This window comes from Bernardetia sp. Wsw4-3y2 (assembly GCF_037126295.1).
Taxonomy (GTDB): domain Bacteria; phylum Bacteroidota; class Bacteroidia; order Cytophagales; family Bernardetiaceae; genus Bernardetia.
The window spans coordinates 100,686-118,887 of record NZ_CP147017.1 but is presented as its reverse complement, the minus strand read 5'-3'; the positions used below and the strand labels follow the sequence as shown (position 1 = coordinate 118,887).

14 protein-coding genes are annotated in these 18,202 nt (G+C 32.0%); 9 read left to right on the top strand and 5 right to left on the bottom strand.

The window, feature by feature from the left end; all coding sequences use genetic code 11:
* Positions 1-103 precede the first annotated feature (103 nt).
* Both V9L05_RS00485 and V9L05_RS00480 read right to left on the bottom strand, forming a co-directional pair.
* Entirely contained in the window at positions 104-682 is a 579-nt protein-coding gene (locus V9L05_RS00485) for a hypothetical protein (RefSeq protein ID WP_338813943.1), read from the bottom strand.
* Positions 683-853: 171 nt separating this feature from the next.
* Positions 854-1,570: an RDD family protein gene (locus V9L05_RS00480; RefSeq protein WP_338813942.1), complete on the bottom strand. Its 717-nt coding sequence runs from the start codon at positions 1,568-1,570 to the stop codon at positions 854-856.
* Positions 1,571-1,752: 182 nt separating this feature from the next.
* Here V9L05_RS00480 and V9L05_RS00475 point away from each other — a divergent pair, with 182 nt between their 5' ends.
* Entirely contained in the window at positions 1,753-2,685 is a 933-nt protein-coding gene (locus tag V9L05_RS00475; RefSeq protein ID WP_338813941.1) for a tryptophan 2,3-dioxygenase family protein, read from the top strand.
* Positions 2,686-2,764: 79 nt separating this feature from the next.
* On the opposite strand, the gene V9L05_RS00470 is transcribed toward V9L05_RS00475, so the two are convergent.
* Complete coding sequence (locus tag V9L05_RS00470; protein WP_338791376.1) at positions 2,765-3,739, bottom strand: cation diffusion facilitator family transporter; 975 nt, start codon at positions 3,737-3,739, stop codon at positions 2,765-2,767.
* Between the two features lie 224 nt (positions 3,740-3,963).
* On the opposite strand from V9L05_RS00470, the gene V9L05_RS00465 reads away from it, so the two are divergent.
* Together V9L05_RS00465 and V9L05_RS00460 are read left to right on the top strand one after the other, a co-directional pair.
* Entirely contained in the window at positions 3,964-5,385 is a 1,422-nt protein-coding gene (locus V9L05_RS00465) for a DUF1800 domain-containing protein (protein ID WP_338813940.1), read from the top strand.
* 136 nt (positions 5,386-5,521) lie between these two features.
* Positions 5,522-6,763, top strand: coding sequence for a DUF1501 domain-containing protein (locus V9L05_RS00460; RefSeq protein ID WP_338813939.1), 1,242 nt, complete (start codon positions 5,522-5,524; stop codon positions 6,761-6,763).
* Positions 6,764-6,879: 116 nt separating this feature from the next.
* Here V9L05_RS00460 and V9L05_RS00455 read toward each other — a convergent pair whose 3' ends face one another.
* On the bottom strand, positions 6,880-7,599 hold the full coding sequence (locus V9L05_RS00455; RefSeq protein ID WP_338813938.1) for an SDR family oxidoreductase: 720 nt from the start codon (positions 7,597-7,599) through the stop codon (positions 6,880-6,882).
* Positions 7,600-7,710: 111 nt separating this feature from the next.
* Between V9L05_RS00455 and V9L05_RS00450 the strand changes: the two genes are divergently transcribed.
* From V9L05_RS00450 to V9L05_RS00430, 5 genes are all read left to right on the top strand, one after another.
* The gene (locus V9L05_RS00450; protein ID WP_338813937.1) at positions 7,711-8,274 is read left to right on the top strand and encodes a hypothetical protein; all 564 of its coding nucleotides are present in this window, start codon (positions 7,711-7,713) and stop codon (positions 8,272-8,274) included.
* A 389-nt stretch (positions 8,275-8,663) separates the two neighbouring features.
* Positions 8,664-8,867: a DUF6132 family protein gene (locus V9L05_RS00445; protein WP_338813936.1), complete on the top strand. Its 204-nt coding sequence runs from the start codon at positions 8,664-8,666 to the stop codon at positions 8,865-8,867.
* Between the two features lie 228 nt (positions 8,868-9,095).
* Entirely contained in the window at positions 9,096-9,623 is a 528-nt protein-coding gene (locus V9L05_RS00440; RefSeq protein ID WP_338813935.1) for a flavodoxin, read from the top strand.
* A gap of 400 nt (positions 9,624-10,023) precedes the next feature.
* Complete coding sequence (locus V9L05_RS00435; RefSeq protein WP_338813934.1) at positions 10,024-13,305, top strand: hypothetical protein; 3,282 nt, start codon at positions 10,024-10,026, stop codon at positions 13,303-13,305.
* Positions 13,306-13,480: 175 nt separating this feature from the next.
* On the top strand, positions 13,481-13,975 hold the full coding sequence (locus V9L05_RS00430; RefSeq protein ID WP_338813933.1) for a hypothetical protein: 495 nt from the start codon (positions 13,481-13,483) through the stop codon (positions 13,973-13,975).
* Here V9L05_RS00430 and V9L05_RS00425 read toward each other — a convergent pair.
* Positions 13,934-14,734, bottom strand: a complete 801-nt coding sequence (locus V9L05_RS00425; protein ID WP_338811837.1) for an IS5 family transposase — start codon at positions 14,732-14,734, stop codon at positions 13,934-13,936. The genes V9L05_RS00430 and V9L05_RS00425 overlap by 42 nt on opposite strands.
* A gap of 502 nt (positions 14,735-15,236) precedes the next feature.
* Here V9L05_RS00425 and V9L05_RS00420 point away from each other — a divergent pair.
* On the top strand, positions 15,237-18,092 hold the full coding sequence (locus V9L05_RS00420) for a 2-oxoglutarate dehydrogenase E1 component (RefSeq protein WP_338813932.1): 2,856 nt from the start codon (positions 15,237-15,239) through the stop codon (positions 18,090-18,092).
* The last annotated feature ends 110 nt before the right edge of the window (positions 18,093-18,202 follow it).

The window sequence follows — 18,202 nt, the reverse complement described above, 5'->3', positions numbered from 1 at the left end:
ACGTTAGTATAAAAGTATATATACCTCGAAAATAAAAAAAATTAACCATAAAAAAAAGGCTGTCCGTACTTTTCGGACAGCCTCTTTTTTTATTATTAAAAATTTATTCAAAATCTTTTACTTTTATTTTACACATCTGACCGTTTTTTAGATTGTGCCAAACAATTCCTTCAATTCCTGTATCATTTTTTTGATTACCGAATTTAGTTTTTTGATTAGGAAGCCATTTTTTTAACTCTTCAAAAGAAGTTGGAGCATCTTTATAGACCACTTTTTCTAGCCAATTTTCTAAGGAAAAAATAAATAAAGTATGCCCTTCCAAATTCAACGGATTGCCTTGTATTTTTTCTCCTAGTGCTTCTGCACTCCATTCTCCATCAGGAACAACTGAAAAATCAGTATTTTCTACAGCTTCAAAAATATATTTATCAGCTTTATCTTCTTTGCTTGCATCTACATACCAAGGGTCTTTTATTCCATTTGTTTTTTGTTTTTTGTCTGGATTTCTGCGCTTTTCTACTCTCACAACTGTATTATTTCTGACAGTTACACGCACATTTGTTCCATCCAACTTTTCGGTAGCAATAGCATTTTCAAAATCAAAATCTGTAACAACGAGTTTATTGTTTACTTTTCGGTCAGTTTCCCAGTTTCGGTCGAAAATGGTTGGTATTTTTTCCATGTTTTTTAGGGTTTATAAAAATAGTATTCTTTATCTAACTTATATAATTTTATTTTTGTTCTTTAAAACAATACACAAAATATTTTGTAAAAGCATTTTTTAACAATTTGTTTGTTTTGTAGGTTTCGGTCTTTGTAATATGAATCTTCCAATACGATTAGTCATTCACAATTATTTCCTTTTCTCTACTAATTCTATTCTCAATATTCTATCAAAAATGTGAGTTTGATTGGCAAGAACGATAATCACATGGACAATATTTGCAATCAACAGCCCAAAGCCTAACAGACTTCCTATAACTCCACTTGCTCCTGTAACTGCTTCTAAAAAAACTACAAGACTAATTGCAGCAAAAAGACAAATCCAATAAAATACATTTCTAAATAGAAGAACAAAAGGAGAAGCCTTTTTTTGAGTTTGTGTATGTATAAAATAAAGTCCCATTATTCTTTTTCCTATACTAGATTTGATACCTATAATATCCCTAAAGAGCATATAGGCAATTCCTATCAAAAAAGGCAAAACATCAAAAAAGTTATTATTAAATCCCATAAAAGCAAAAAAAGAAATTGTTGCTAAAACAATAGCTACTAAATTATCTATCAAATAAGCAAAAATACGATTATTAGTGTCAGCCTTTCTAAAGTCATAAACAATAGGCTTAGAAAGTTTTAGTTTGGATTGAACAGGAAATTTTTTGAGTGTAAATGTCTGTCCACAATGTTTTGAGTTCATGTATTCCCAGCTTTCTTTCAAAAAAGCAGATTTACAAGAAGCACAAAAAACTATTTCATCTCCTACACTAAATTCATCTCCTGTCACTGGGTCTTGACGGTTTTCTTTTAGAAAAAAAGTTTCTTTTTCGGTAAGTGTTAAAGCATTTTTCATTTTAAAGAGGACGGTTATAGCAAACTTTTAATATTCTTTTACTATTTCTTACTCTAAAAATAAGAATTTGGTTGTAAAAATAGTAAACAAATATTCTTAAAATTGATTTTAAAAACTCATTCACTAAATCATTTGATTCTATATGCTTAACTTTGTAAAAAAATACAAATCAATTAAAAACAATGACACAAGAAGAAATCATAAAAGCTATCAATGAAAAGTATCACAATTTAGGTGAAAATCCAGATACGTATTTAAAGGGATTGTTACAAGCCAAACCAATTAATTACTGGGATTATATTGAAGTTGATACATTACTTTCCCTTCAAAAACCTCGTACCGACTTTAAAGATGAAGAAATATTTATTATTTATCATCAAATTACTGAGCTTACTTTAAAGTTGATGGTTCATGAATTAGAACAAATTATTGAAGAAGAAAACATTACAGAAGAATTTATTAGTACCAAAATTCATCGTCTGAATCGTTATACTTCTATGCTTATTAATTCTTTTTCAGTAATGAGTGAAGGAATGGATTATGATGATTACAATACATTTAGAAGTACTCTGACTCCTGCTAGTGGTTTTCAGAGCGCACAATTTCGTTTTATTGAAATTTATTGTACTAGGGTAAAAAACTTAATTAATCAAAAAGGAATAGAGCGTTTGTCTGAAGTTGAGAGTCCAAAAATTGAAGATTATTTTGAGCATATCTATTGGAAAGATGCAGGACAAAACCGAAAAACAGGAGGTAAAACTCTTACTTTAAGACAGTTTGAGGAAAAATATTTAGATAAATTCATTCTTCTTGCCAAAGAGTTAGAAGGAAATACAGTAGAAGATAAATTGATAAAATTAAATAAAATTTCGCCTATTTCGGCAGAGTTACAAAAGCTATTGAGAGAATTTGATACGCTTTATAATGTTACTTTTCCACTTGTTCATCTCAATACAGCAAAGCATTATTTGGATAGTAAAGGCGAAAATAAAGCAGCTACTGGAGGCTCTGCATGGAAAAAATATCTACATCCAAAATTCCAACAACGTAAATTTTTCCCTACGCTTTGGACAGAGGAAGAAAAAGAACATTGGGCAGAAACAGAAAAAGAGTAGAAAAAAAATGTGGTACAGAAGTATATAAATAAATTATATGCTCTGTACCACAAAATATTTTAGTTTCTAAAAACCATTTTTATTCTCCCACAAATCCTCCTTCAATCTCATCATCATCCTCTACATTATCTATAAAAACATCATCAGGATTGAAAGCTGATTTTGCTTCTACAAAAATCCGTTTTACTTCTGGATGGGCTGTTCTGATTGTAGATTCTAATCGCACAATAGCCTTCGAAAGTTGAGCAACAGTAAGGCTAGGACTAAATTTTACATCTAAAGCCAAAAATACTTCTTCAGGACCTAAGTGCATAGTAAGAGGTTTTGCACAATCTTTTACTTCTCTATCTGAATTGACAATAGCATGAATTTTTTTAACTAAACGAGGGTCTGCACCTTCTCCTACCAAAAGCCCTTTACTTTCATACGCCAACATAACAGAAACAATTGATAAGACAACACCAATAAGAACAGAAGCAGCACCATCAAAACGAGGCTCATCAAATGTATGACTCAAGAAAACACCAATAAATGCGATTATCAGACCTAAAATAGCAGCCGTATCTTCAAACAAAACAGCAAAAGTAGCTGGGTCTTTACTGTCTTTTACAGTCTGCCAAAGACTTTTCTTTCCTCTTCCCATATTGATTTTGCGATATGCTAAAAACCACGCAGCACCCTCAAAAATTGCTGCAATGATCAAAACAATGTAGTTTACAGTTGGGTCAGAAGACTCAGTAGGATTTTTTAGGTGAGCTATTCCTTCATAAATAGACATTCCTCCACCAATCGCAAAAATTAATATGGCTACAATAAGTGTCCAAAAATAAAGCTCTTTACCATACCCAAAAGGATGTTCTTCATCAGCTGGTTTCTGACTCCATTTCATTCCTAAGAGAATTAAAATTGCATTTCCAGAATCGACTACAGAATGAATTCCTTCTGAAATCATTGCCGAACTTGCTGTAAAATATGCAGCAATAAATTTTGTGATTGCAATTCCTAAATTAGCTGCTAAGGAAGCATAAACAGCCGTTTTTGATGATGAAGCCATAATTTTTGATAGAATAATAAAATGTATAACAGACTTCGTAGTCCGTTTGAAAAATAGACGTTTAATAAAAAATTCTTTCTAAGAATGTTCAAAGATAGACACAAACTCAAAAACATCAAAAGAGAAATTAAATTTTAAATTTTAATCAAATTAAACCATTCTCATAAAAAAATAGTCTAATAGTCAGAATTTTGTTTTATTCAGATAACAAAACGACTATTTTTATGAAATCAACTCCTCAAAAGATACAGCATTTATATTGGCGTGCCGAATTTGGTATTTTACCAAAAGATATAGAAATGCTAAATACTACAAAAAATATAGAATCTGCCGTCAAACAGATTTTTCAGCGTGCAAAATCTATTCATAAATTTTCTAATGATTTTGATATGCCTTCGCTTTCTGAAATGAAAGACATGGATAAAAAAGACAAAAAAGAACTTCGAAAAGCAGCAAGACAAGATGTAAGAGAACTTAATGTAGAATGGATAGAACAAATGGCAAATCCACAAAAAGGAACATTACGTGAAAAAATGACTTTCTTCTGGCACGGACATTTTGCTTGTGAACTCAAAAATCCACTTTTTGCTGTTCAGCAAATCAATACTATCAAAAAACATGCACTAGGAAACTTTAAAGACCTTGTTTTGGCAATCGCTAAAGATGCTGCTATGATTTTGTATTTGAATAATCAACAAAATAAAAAACAAAGCCCAAATGAAAATTTTGCTCGTGAACTTATGGAACTCTTTACCATTGGAAGAGGAAATTATACCGAAAATGATGTAAAAGAAGGTGCGAGAGCATTTACAGGTTGGTCTACAAATCGTCTGACAGGAGAATTCCAGTTTAGAGAGCGACAGCACGACGAAGGAAAGAAAACATTTATGGGAAAAACAGGGAATTTTGATGGAACTGATATTATCGATATTATTCTTTCCAAAAAAGAAACAGCTCATTTTATTGCAACCAAAATCTATCACTTTTTTGTCAATGAAAACAATATCAATTCTAAACAAGTAGATGAATTAACAGATGTTTTTTTCAATTCAGAATACGATATTGAAAAAACAATGAAGCATTTGTTTTCTCAAGATTGGTTTTATGATGATAAGCATATTGGCTCAAAAATAAAATCACCTGTTGAGTTTTTGGTAGGAATAATGAGAACTTTAGACCTTGATTTTAAGAATGAAGATGGAATTTTGTTTACTCAGAAAGCACTTGGACAAATTCTTTTCCGTCCTCCCAATGTAGCTGGTTGGCAAGGTGGAAAAGCATGGATTGACAATGCAACTTTGCTAGTTCGTCTCAACTATGCAGGTTACATTTTTAATCAAGCCGAAGTAGAAATTGATATAAAAGATGAACCTGAAACAAGAAAAATAAGGGTAGGAAGAAAAATTGATGTTTCGGCAAATCTAAATCCACTTATCAAATCATTTCAAAAAATAGATTCAAAAGATTTAGCAAAAGAACTCTCTGATTTTTTGATACAAATTCCTTCTGACTCCAAAAAGGAATTAGATAAAATATTACAAAAAACAGCTTTTGAAAAGTATGCGAATGCAGCAACTAATCAGAACGAAAAAATAAAAGCATGGACAGTTTCAATTCTTAGTTTACCAGAATATCAAATGTGTTAGAGTATTATCTAAACAGGGTTAAAACCCTATTCAATTGAAAAACTACTTTTCAATTTTTAGAAGAATATTTTTTCAAAATCCACTATGAATTATAAATTGGACAGGGTTTTAACCCTGTTTTTAATAGATTACAACAATGAAAACAACTAGAAGAAAATTTATCGGTCAAATGGGACTTGCTACGGCAGGAACTCTTTTTGTTCCTTTATTTTTAAAAGGATTTGATTCTGTGGCTGCAAATTCTATCAAAAATTCAAATAAAAAACTCATTATCATTCAATTTTCAGGAGGCAATGATGGACTCAATACAGTTGTTCCATTCAGGAATGATATTTATTACAAAAAACGTCCACAAATTGCCATTTCAAAAGATGAAGTTATTAAACTTTCTGATGAACAAGGACTCAATCCTGCCCTTTTGCCACTCAAAAAACTTTATGAAGAGGGAGAATTTACAATTATAAATAATGTAGGTTATCCAAACCCTGATCGTTCGCATTTTCGTTCTATGGATATTTGGCAGACAGGAAGTAGTTCGGATGAATATCTTTCAACAGGTTGGTTGGGGCGTTATTTGGATAAAATTTATACAGAAAATAAAAATGCTCATTTTGCTTTAGAAATGGATGACACACTTAGTTTAGCTCTTAAAGGAATCAAAAAGAGTGGTTTTGCTGCTCAAGATTTGAATAGACTCAAAAGAACTACAAGTACGCCTATTGTAAAAGCTCTTTTAGAAAATCAAAATAATATTCTAAAATCTAACCTCAAACCTCACCATGACCATTCTCATGACGAACAAGTAAGTTATTTATATCAAACACTTTCCAATACAGCAGCGAGTTCAGAGTATTTATTTGAGAAAAACAAAGTAGGAAAAGCTTCAGCTAATTATCCTAATGACCGTTTTGGAAAAGCTTTACAACAAGTTTCTAAACTCATTAGTGCAGGTTCAGATTCTCAAATTTATTATGTTTCTTTGAATGGTTTTGATACGCATGCCAATCAAAAAAATCAACAAGAAAGACTTTTTAAAAGTTATGCAGAAGGTATTGAAGCACTTCGTAAAGATTTAAAGAAAACTAATGATTGGAACGATACTTTAATTATGACTTTTTCAGAATTTGGAAGAAGAGTAGGTGAAAATGCAAGTCGTGGAACAGACCACGGAACAGCAAACGTAGTTTTTTTAGCAGGTGGAAACCTAAAAAAGAAACAATTTGTAGGACAAGCCCCAAATTTAACTGATTTGGATAATGGAGATTTGAAATTTAAAATAGATTTTCGCCAAATTTACAGTGATATTCTCAAAAATTGGCTCAAAACTGATTCTAGAAGTATCTTGAATGCAGATTTTGAAAATTTGGGGTTGGTTTAAATTGTAGAACGAGATTTTGTGCAAAATATTGTTGTTAGTCTTTTCTACTTTGATATGGGTAGAGGATAAAGTTTCCATAAAGGATGCTACACCTCTATTCCCAATTCATAACTTCATTAAACCAATTTTATTTTTCCCATTCCACCATCAACTCCTAGTATTTGTCCTGTTATCCAAGTGCTTTCATCGGATAATAAAAAAGCAGCAGCAGAAGCCAAATCTTCGGCTGTTCCTACTCTTCCTAATGGGTGGCGTTTGTTGGATGCTTCTTTTTTGTCTTCTGTAGATAATAAGGATTTTGCCAGTGGTGTATCCGTGAGCGAAGGAGCAAGCACGTTTACTCGTGTGTTTTGTGAAGCCAATTCGGCAGCTAATGACTGTGCCAAACCTTCGACAGCCGATTTTGCTGTGGCGATACTAGCGTGAAAATTCATTCCTACTTTCGAAGCAACGGTACTAAAAAGAACAATACTACTTGTATCAGCTTTCTTTAAAGCCTTTAAACTGTGCTGAATTACCTTTACTGCACCGAGTACATTTACCTGAAAATCATTTTCAAAATCCTTTATTTTCAGACGTGCAAAAGGCTTTAAATTTATACTTCCTGCACAATACACCAATCCATGAAGCTCATCAGGAATTTGTAAACTATCAATTTCTCCTGTTATGTCCAGTTCTGTATGTGTCGAATTTATTCCCTCTGGTTTGGTGCGTGAAGCTGTAAAAAGTGTAGCTCCTTGATTTTCAAGTTGTTTGGCAAGTGCATGTCCGATGCCAGAACTTGCTCCAATGATTAATATATTTTTGCCTTCAAAGTTAGAATTGCTTGTGTTCATTATCTATAAAAAAATAAGTTTGAAAAATGTATTTTTAATTTTCCTTTGTAATGAAATGTAGCAAGGAATTGTTTTTGAATTCGTATTTTTACAAAAAAAGAACATCAAAAAATGAAAATCAATCCTAATATACCACCTTTACTTTTTGTACTATTCTTTATTTCATCTTTTGTATTCTTAGTCAACACCTGTTCTAATAATTCTCGTAAAAAGAATTTAGAAGAGTATGCAAGAGTAGTAAGAGATGGAAAAAAAACTGTAGGAACAGTTATATCAGTATATAAAAACTGTACACTTTCATTCGAAGTAAACAGCATAAGATATACAACTTCACGACACAGTAAAAAATATATTAAAAGCCTAGAGCAATTTGAAGTTGTTTATGATTCTCTTGACCCCAATATTTCATATCCTTTATTCTATAGACCTATAACTTTATTTGAAAGTAATTTTGAAAAAACTAAAAGTATTGAAATAATAGATTTAAATCAATCATCTACTATTGAATTTTCTTACAAAGTAGAAGATGAAATTCTGTATCGTTATGCAGAAGTACCACCTGAATTGAGAAAACTAGATATATATGATAAAACAAAAAACTACTTAGTAAAATATTATAAAGATAGACCTAGTATAGCTTACATATATTTAGATAGTGTTGTTAATTCAAAATAATTTGTACAATATCTTGCCCTTGTCAGTATCCTCACCATAGCCGTAAAGGCATTAAGAAATTTTGTCTTCTACTCCTTTAGGAGTTGTATATTGGTCACATTTTGCTCTTTCTCTATTATTTTTTACTACCAATATAAAGTTCCTACGGAACAGAAAGACAAATAAATTTTTAACCTTACGTCTATGGTATCCTCATAGACGACTAATACATCAAAACCCTTTAATTTCTTAAAATAGAAACAATCAGAAAAGGAAAATAGTAATTTAGAAGGATTTTAAATAACTTTTCAATACCTTTGCAAAAACTCAAAAGAATAGAATTGTCAAGATATTTCAAGAAGTAGCACACAAATCAAAACTTTGAAAACAAATCAAATTAACATTCAATTATGAATATTCTAAAAAACCAAAAACTCATTATTATTGGTGCAACTCTAGGCGCAATTGTTGGCTTTTTCTATTGGAAAGAAGTCGGCTGCCTTACTGGAAGTTGTGCAATAAAATCAGTTTGGTATAACATGACAGCTTATGGACTCCTTTTAGGTGGACTTTTTGGCTCAATTATTCAAGGACAATTTCAAAAGAAAAAGTAAAATTTTTAATTGATTTAATCATTATATATAAAGAAGAAGAATTTTTAATTAAGAATGTAATTAGGGTGCATAACAAGTCTTTTTGACTTTGACAATGGTAATTTTTAGAAAGAAAAATAAGACCTTGGCTAAAAAGAAAATAGGCAATAGTTTATTATGTTCCCTATAATTAGAAATTGATTTATTCAATTCGTAATTCATAATTGATAATTCGTAATTAAATAAAGTATGGCAATTATAGGACTTTTTTACGGAACAGATACAGGAAATACCGAAACGGTATCGATGCAAATTAGAGAAATGCTAGGAGGGGAAGAAGTTGTCGATTTGTATAACTTCGGCGAACACGATGCACAAGCAGTTATTCCTTATGAATACTTAATTTTGGGCGCACCAACTTGGTATGATGGCGAACTTCAAAGCGACTGGGAAGAGATTTTGCCTGAATTTGAAAACATCGATTTTACAGGAAAAAAAGTAGCTATCTTTGGTCTTGGTGACCAATGGGGTTATGGCGAGTGGTTTTGTGATGCAATCGGAATGATTGGCGAAGTTATCGAAAGTAAAGGAGGCGAACTGGTGGGTTTTTGGTCTAAAGAAGGCTATGACTACGAAAACTCAAAAGGTGAAAGAGATGGAGTATTTATGGGACTTGCCATAGATGAAGATAATCAACCTGAAATGACTCAAGAACGTCTGAATACTTGGCTTCCACAAATTTTACAAGAATTTGGATTAGAAGTAGAAACAGAGTAAATAAAGTTAGAAGTATGATTTTAGAAGTTAGAACTGAAAGTCGGCGTAGCCAATTGAATTTCTATTAGCTCAATTTTTAAATTTACAGACTTTATGAAACGGTGTCAAAACTAAACCCACGAATTTATTCGTGGAAAAACTTGTTGGTGTTCCACCGATGACTTCCAAATTGTCAGATAACCATAAGCTACAACCATCTTTTAACAAAGATTTTTCTTCTAACGTTACTATTTTCATTATTTTTAGGCGAGAGTAATCTACTTTCGCCTATTTTTTTGCTATTTCGTATCAAGTTTTCACAACTTTTTGCAATGTTTAGCATTTATATAACGTAAAGACTTTTATACTAATTAAACCCTAAGGGTCTTCAAGACCCTTAGGGTTTGGAGAATAACATTTTATGAAAAAAAATATTTTTTTAGCTGCCTTATCATTTTTAGTAATTCTAACTTTAGAATTTTCTAATACAATTTTTGCACAACAGTTTCCAACCGAAGTAGATCAATTTGGTAAAAATCGTGTTCAATATCAAAACTTTGATTGGAAGTACGTCACCTCTGATAATTTTGAAATTTATTATTATGAAGGAGGATATGAAATGGCTCTTCTTACGGCTCGTTATGCTGAATCAGATTTTGGTAGAATGACGCAGTTTTTGGGTTTTGCTCCTTATAATAAGACTAAGATTTTTGTCTATCGCTCTATTGGCGAGCTTCAACAGAGTAATATTGGTATCAACGATCAAGATTTTAGTATTGGGGGACAAACCAATTTAGGAAAATCAGTGGTAGAGATTGCCTTTTCGGATTATAGAGAAGCCTATCGAAAAGAACTTTTAAGAGAAATTGCAGCTTCACTATTGTCTGAAATGATGTATGGAGGAAATTTGAAAGAAACATTACAAAGTTCATTTTTATTAAGTTTGCCAGACTGGTTGATGTCAGGTGCTGCTGCCTATACGGCTGAAGGTTGGAATACAGAAATGGATAACTTTGTAAGAAGTAATTTAATGGCAAAGAAGTTTCCTTATCCTGAGAGTTTTAGAGGTAAAAATGCACAACTTGTTGGGCAATCGCTATGGAACTTTATTGTAGAAGAGTACGGACAAACAACAGTTTCGAATATTTTAAATCTGACACGAATTGTGAGAAGTGAAAAACAAGGTATTCAAGGAACTTTAGGAATTGAATATGAAACTTTCTTAAAAAGATGGGAAGCCTTTTATCGCAATCAATACAAAGACATAAATAATTATTCCAATTTTGGAAAAACTAATTTGATAGCTACTTCAGCCGAATCGCAATATATTCATCACCCTCGTTTCAGCCCCGATGGAAATCTTTTGGTATATGCAGAAAATAATCAAGGAAAGTTCAGAATTTATGTGAAAGATATAAATGATAATTCTACAAACAAGAAAAATAAGAAATTTACTAAGGGAGGACTCTTTGTAATCAATCAGCGTTATGATGAGAATTCGCCTCTAATATCTTGGAAAAATAATAATGAATTAGGTATTTTATCGTATTCAAAAAATAAATATTTTCTCAAAATATATAATTTGAATGGAAAAGAAATAAAAAACTATCAAATCAAGACACTAGAAAACATACAAAGTTTTAGTTTTGATGAGAAAGGGCAAAAAATTGTTTTGAGTGGTACACAACGAGGTAAGTCAGATATTTTTACTTTTGATTTAGGTTCTGCTCGCCTTTCCAAAATTACAGATGATACAAATGATGATATTGATCCTTACTTTTTAAAAGGAAATAATAATCAAATTGTCTTTAGTTCTAATCGTACAAGTGATTCTCTAAAAACTTCTCCTTCTGTTGAACAGTCACCTTATTTCAATTTGTTTATTTATAATCCTATTGAAAAGGATATTTTAAAGCAACTAACTAATCAAAATAGTAGTGCCACAAAACCCATTTCTATTGATGAAAATCGCATTTTATACATAACAGAAGAATTAGGAATCCGTCATCTGTTTTTACATACTTTGTCAAAAGAAAAAATTGGAGTTAATGCTCAACTATCTACATTCTTTGTTGGAATAGAAAGTTATGATTATGATTTAAAATCAGAAAAAATAGCCTTTGTTGCTCGTCAGCAAGATCAATTAGAATTATTGACAACTACACTTATTCCAAAACACGAAATATTTACAGGCAAAACTTATAGAAGTCAGCTTTTAGATGCTCGTTTTTTGAAAGAATTAAGAAATCAAAGTGAGAGAGAAGAGAAAGAAGAAAAAAATAACTCAAATGAAAATATAGACTTGGGTAATGATAATTCTGAAACTTCTCCTGCTGATACAACAAAAATAAAAGAGAAAGATGATTATGAATTTGATACGTATGGAAATAATAAAGATGAACCTACACGCAAAAAACGTCTCTTAAAAGACTATGATTATTTTGCACAACGAGCAAAAGACAAACAAAATCAAAAGATTACTGTAAAAGGCCCTTTAGAATATCATAATAAATTTGCTTTCGAAAGAAGTGTAACAACAATTGCACTTGACCCACTTCGTAACTTTGGTGTTCTCTTAGAAGTTTCGATGAGTGATGCTCTTGAAAATCATAAACTAGAAGCAGGATTATTCAATCGTGGATTTTTTGATATTCAGAGTGGAATGCTCTTCGCTGAATATAAATACTTGAAAAATAGAATTGATTATGGTGCAAGATTCGACCGTCAGGGCTATGAGCTTTTGACAGACTTTTTTATTCATAGATATTATTTGAGCAAACTATCAGGGACAATTTCATATCCATTCAATGTAACAACACGAATTGTTTTATCGCCTTTTGTAGCACAAAAACAGTTTTTTGCTACAAGTGAAATTGACCCTGCGATACAGGCTTTTCCAGACAAAATTACTCGTTATGCTGGTTCAAGCCTAGAGTTTGTATTTGATAATAGTATTATTACAGGACCAAATACATTAGAAGGTTCAAAGTTTAGAGCAACCATTGACCATTATCAGGGTTTGAATTATGGTAACGAAACTTTTACTAATATTTCTATTGATGCTCGTCATTATATTCCACTAGGACGAAAAGTAACTTTAGCTGCTCGTGTTGCTTATGGAAAATCATTTGGAAATTCTCCTAAAAACTTTAGATTAGGAGGCGTTGATAATTGGATTTTTCAACGACAACCTAATCCAACCGAACTTTCTCAAGATGATCCTTTTTACCTGAATCCAGATGTATATGATTCATATAAAAATGACTATAGTGATTATTTGTTTTTGCGTTATGCTACCCCAATGCGTGGTTTTGATTATAACAAACTCTCTGGAAGCAATTTTGTCCTGACCAATATAGAGCTTCGTGTTCCTGTTGCTCAGCTTTTATATAGAGGAACAATACGTTCTACATTCTTCCAAAACCTACAACTTATAGCCTTTAATGATATTGGCTCAGCTTGGACAGGAATTAGCCCTTTCAATAGAGAAAACGCACTCAACACAGTAGAAGTGGGAGGGCAACCAGGAACACCATTTTATGCAAAAGTATCTAACTTCAAAGATCCTTTCTTGTGGGGATACGGAATTGGAGTACGTACCAAAATCTTTAATTACTTTACTCGTTTTGATACAGCATGGGGTGTAGAAGATGACGTAACAGGAGGAGCAAAATTCTATTTAAGTATTGGATATGATTTTTAAATAAGACGTTTCCAATTTTTATTAAAATATGATTGAAATTAAACGTTATCACGGTTATTTACAGGTCTAATAATCAATTAGTTAGAGAAAATAAAAACACTCTTGTTTTTCCATAGCGACAGGTTTGCAAACCTGTCGCTATGGAAAAATGAACATTACTAAATTAACCGTGATAATGTTTATTGATAAGAAAATATATTTTTCATTTTCTGTAGATAAATACTTTTACTTGGATTCTATTCAAGAGTCAATTCATGAGATTACAAAAGAAGAATATTGTGAGATTATATTTGGTATTTATAATTTCAATTTATTCAAACTACTAGGGTATAGCTATTGTGTCACGCCAAATAAAATAATTGCTGCATTCTATCAGCAAAATGATTTGAAAATATTCGATAGAAAAGGAGTTTTGATAGAAGTAAAAAAAGACTTTTTTGAAGGTTTTACGCCATATCAAATTCAATTAGATGACTCTTTGGAAAACTTATGGATAGCAACAGGAGCAGGACAGGTTGTTCTTTGTAAAAATATAAATACAGGTGATACTATATTTGAGCTGGGAATTCCTTATGAGGAATATAGTCCATTGAGTTTTCCAGAGGAAATTAAGAGCCTGTTCGAGTTTTTATTTTTTCTTTCTTCTAGCCCCTTTATTTATGAGGTTTAAAATCATAGCTAAATACACAAATGCTTTAGCAGAATCTACAGTTTTCTCATAATCTACTTTTAGTCTTCTGTTTTGATTAAGCCAAGCAAAAGTTCTTTCTACTACCCACCTTTTGGGTTGAGGTACAAATGCTTTATCCTCTTTTTTTTCTCTTCTTGGACTATTGACAATCTCAATTTGTACTCCTGTTTGACTAAATATTTCAGCAGCCAAACTAGCACTTCTATAGCCTGCATCAGCAAGAATTTTAAAGAATTTTCTTCCTCTAAATTGAGCTAAATAAGCTAGATAAGCAAGTTGATTCACGTCAGCTTCATTGGCTGGACTAATCTCTAATTCTAGTAAATTTCCTTGCGTATCTACCAGTATATGCCGTTTACGTCCTTTTTTGAGCTTGTAACCATCTACACCTATAGCTTCCCCTCCATATACACTTTGTACACTTTGAGAGTCTATAGAACCCAAAGAGGGTTTAGCATTTCTACCTTGAGCCAACCGTTCTCTTGTGACCAACTTGTCCAAAAGTTTTTTGTACCAACCCATCTTCTGCCATTTGCTAAAGTAGTCATACAAACTACTCCAAGGAATACCATAACTACTGGGAAGTAAACGCCAACTACTGCCAGAACGAGTGATGTAAAATAGTCCTGAAAAGATATTATACAAACTGTGTTTGCGTTTTCTTTCCAAGTACGAAAAAGGTATAAATTTTTTCATATATTGCCAAAGAGCATCAGATAAATATTCATTAGTAAACATAGTCATTGATATTTTAATTAGTAACTGAAAATCAATAACTTAACTAATAAAAAAATCTGATGTTCTTTTTTATGTATCTAAACTCGAACAGGCTCTAATAGAGTTGAAAACAAACTTTATATCGCTGAAATGGGTAATAGATGTGTTTCTGTTCTTAACTTAATTACTAAAAAACGAACTATTTACTCAAAATTTAATGAACCTGTTTGGGGTTTTTCTAAGTTTTCAACTCACGAAATAATACGGTTAGACTCTGGGGTTTATTATAGAAGAAGTAATTCAAAAATGGATTTTCATAAAATTGTAACCTAAAAAATTACAGGTTTTTTGTTCTTTTATGAGTATGGGTTTTCAATTCTTTGTAAAATAGAACACTTTATTGTAATTTCGTTCTAAATTTCATAATTTCTTATTCAATAAGAAATTCAAGAGTATAAGACTAGTAAAAAACTAGAAAAAGAGTGTCTAATAAATGCTTTTTTTATAAATATAACCCAAAAAAATGGACAAACTCTCATACCTTTCCAATGCCGAAAACTCGTATATCGAAGGATTGTATCAAGATTATCAAAAAGATGCAAATTCGGTAGATGCTAGTTGGCAACGATTTTTTGAAGGCTTTGAATTTTCAATGTCAGAGTATGACACTGAAACAGGAGAAGTTACCAAAACAAATAAAAATGGCTCAAACGGACATGTTGTTGGTACAGAAACCGTAAATCAAAAAAGTTTTGCCGACTCACTTCCTGCTGGTCTTGATGAAGACAAACTAAAACAAGAAATTTCTGTCAAAAAACTAATTGATGGTTATCGTTTGCGTGGACACTTGCAAGCCAAAACAAACCCAGTTCGTCCTCGTAGAGACCGACATGCACGTTTGAAATTAGAAGATTTTGGTTTTACAGAAGCAGATTTAAGCAAAAAATTTAGAGCAGGAAACGAAATTGGAATTGGGGAAGCAACCCTTCAAGAAATCATTGATCGTTTGAAAATGATTTATGAGAGTGGAATTGGTTTTGAGTTTATGTCTATCCGTGAACCTGATGTAAAATATTGGTTCAGAAAAAAAGTAGAAGTAGATTATCCAAAATTCAAATTAGACCATCAACAGAAAGAACGTATTTTACAGAAACTCAATGAAGCATCTGTATTCGAAAACTTTTTGCATACTAAATATTTAGGTCAAAAACGTTTCTCTTTAGAAGGTGGAGAATCAACTATTCCAGCTTTGGATGCTATTATCAATGAAGGAGCAAAACTAGGAGTAGAAGAAGTAGTAATTGGAATGGCTCACCGTGGTCGTCTCAATGTTTTGGTAAATATTATGGGCAAAACCTATGCTCAAGTATTTAACGAATTTGAAGGAAATGTTTCTGACGAACTTTTAGGTTTGGGAGATGGCGATGTGAAATATCACATGGGTTATTCTTCACAAGTAGAAACTCCAAATGGAGAAAAAGTGTATTTACGTCTTGCTCCAAATCCTTCTCACTTAGAAGCTGTTGCACCAGTAGTGCAGGGTTATACTCGTGCAAAATTAGATTATTTGCATGGAAGAGATAAAAAGAAAGCTCTACCAATTATTATTCATGGCGATGCAGCTCTTGCAGGACAAGGAATTGTCTATGAAGTAGCTCAAATGTCTGAATTAGAAGGCTATACAGTAGGTGGAACAATCCATTTTGTAATCAATAATCAAGTTGGTTTTACAACAGATTTTTATGATGGTCGTTCTTCAAACTATTGTACAGATATTTCACAACTTACAGAAACTCCTGAGATTCATGTAAATGGGGATGATCCTGAAGCTGTTGTTTTTGCTGTAAAATTAGCAACTGAATACCGTCAGAAATTCCATAAAGATGTGTATGTAGATATGGTTTGTTATCGTCGTTATGGTCATAATGAAGCAGATGAACCAAAATTTACACAACCTCATTTATATAATTTGATAGGAAAACATCCAAATCCTAGAAAATTATATATAGAAAAATTGACAAAAGAAGGAGATATTACTAGCAAACTTGCGAAAGACATGGAAAAATCTTTCAAAAAAATGCTGCAAGAACGCTTAGATGATGTTAGACAAAAACCACTTCCTTACGAATATCAAGAATTAGAACAAGTTTGGAAAAACATGCGTCGCTCTGAAGCAGAAGATTTTGATGTTTCTCCAAAAACTTCAATTACACAAGAACATATTGATAAAGTTGGTAAAGCACTTACAACTATTCCAGAAGGTTTTAATCCTTTAAAACAGATTGATAAATTACTTTCTGAAAGAAATAGAATGTTCTTTGAAGATAAAGTTTTAGATTGGGCAAGTGCCGAACTTTTGGCGTATGGTTCTGTTATTTTGGATGGTCATACTGTCCGTTTTACAGGACAAGATGTTCGTAGAGGTACGTTTTCACATCGTCATGCTGTTTTGAGCGATGCAGAAACAAACGAAACTTACAACAATCTTAATCACTTAGAAGGAAAAGATGGAGAAGATTTACCTCCTTTTGATATTTATAATTCTCTTCTCTCTGAATATGGCGTTTTAGGTTTTGAGTTTGGTTATGCTATGGCAAATCCGAATGCTCTCACAATTTGGGAAGCTCAGTTTGGAGATTTTGCCAACGGAGCGCAAATCATGATTGACCAATTCATTACGAGTAGTGAAACAAAATGGCAACGTACAACTGGTTTGGTTCTTTTGCTTCCTCACGGTTACGAAGGGCAAGGGCCTGAACACTCAAATGCTCGTCCTGAACGTTTCTTGCAACTTTCAGCAGAATACAATATTATTGTTGCTAATGTAACAAAACCTGCAAATTTCTTCCACTTGATGCGTCGTCAAATGGCTTGGGATTTCCGTAAACCTTGTGTTTTGATGTCTCCAAAATCTCTTTTAAGACATCCAAAAGTAGTTTCTCCAATTGAAGATTTTACAGATGGAAAATTTGAAGAAGTATATGGAGATGAGTATGCAGATAAGAAAAAAGTAAAACGAGTTCTTCTTTGTTCTGGTAAAGTATATTATGATTTATTAGACAGACAAGAAAAAGAAGAACGCAAAGATGTTGCAATTGTACGAGTAGAGCAGCTTCATCCTTTCCCTAAAAAGCGTATTTATGAAGAAATTAATAAATATGGTAAGAAAGTAGAAGTTGTTTGGGTACAAGAAGAACCTGAAAATATGGGAGCATGGCTTTTTGTTTTGCGTATGCTTTATAAAGAATGGATTGAAGAAAAACGTCCGACATTGAATGTTATTTCAAGAAAAGCAAGTGCTTCTCCAGCAACAGGTTATTCAAAAGTTCATGCCAAAACACAACAAGCTATCGTTGATGAGGCTTTTGATGTGAAGTAAGAATTTATTTGTAGGTCAAAAGACTTGCCTTTGACTAATATAAAATAACTACAAAGACCATTTTTCATTTTTTGAAAAATGGTCTTTTTTTTATGAAAATAATAAGGTTG

Coding starts and splice junctions, on each gene's coding strand:
- V9L05_RS00460 (WP_338813939.1), top strand. CDS start 5,522: ATGAAAACAACTAGAAGAAAATTTATCGGTCAAATGGGACTTGCTACG.
- V9L05_RS00470 (WP_338791376.1), bottom strand. CDS start 3,739: ATGGCTTCATCATCAAAAACGGCTGTTTATGCTTCCTTAGCAGCTAAT.
- V9L05_RS00450 (WP_338813937.1), top strand. CDS start 7,711: ATGAAAATCAATCCTAATATACCACCTTTACTTTTTGTACTATTCTTT.
- V9L05_RS00445 (WP_338813936.1), top strand. CDS start 8,664: ATGAATATTCTAAAAAACCAAAAACTCATTATTATTGGTGCAACTCTA.
- V9L05_RS00420 (WP_338813932.1), top strand. CDS start 15,237: ATGGACAAACTCTCATACCTTTCCAATGCCGAAAACTCGTATATCGAA.
- V9L05_RS00430 (WP_338813933.1), top strand. CDS start 13,481: ATGTTTATTGATAAGAAAATATATTTTTCATTTTCTGTAGATAAATAC.
- V9L05_RS00435 (WP_338813934.1), top strand. CDS start 10,024: ATGAAAAAAAATATTTTTTTAGCTGCCTTATCATTTTTAGTAATTCTA.
- V9L05_RS00485 (WP_338813943.1), bottom strand. CDS start 682: ATGGAAAAAATACCAACCATTTTCGACCGAAACTGGGAAACTGACCGA.
- V9L05_RS00440 (WP_338813935.1), top strand. CDS start 9,096: ATGGCAATTATAGGACTTTTTTACGGAACAGATACAGGAAATACCGAA.
- V9L05_RS00425 (WP_338811837.1), bottom strand. CDS start 14,734: ATGTTTACTAATGAATATTTATCTGATGCTCTTTGGCAATATATGAAA.
- V9L05_RS00480 (WP_338813942.1), bottom strand. CDS start 1,570: ATGAAAAATGCTTTAACACTTACCGAAAAAGAAACTTTTTTTCTAAAA.
- V9L05_RS00455 (WP_338813938.1), bottom strand. CDS start 7,599: ATGAACACAAGCAATTCTAACTTTGAAGGCAAAAATATATTAATCATT.
- V9L05_RS00465 (WP_338813940.1), top strand. CDS start 3,964: ATGAAATCAACTCCTCAAAAGATACAGCATTTATATTGGCGTGCCGAA.
- V9L05_RS00475 (WP_338813941.1), top strand. CDS start 1,753: ATGACACAAGAAGAAATCATAAAAGCTATCAATGAAAAGTATCACAAT.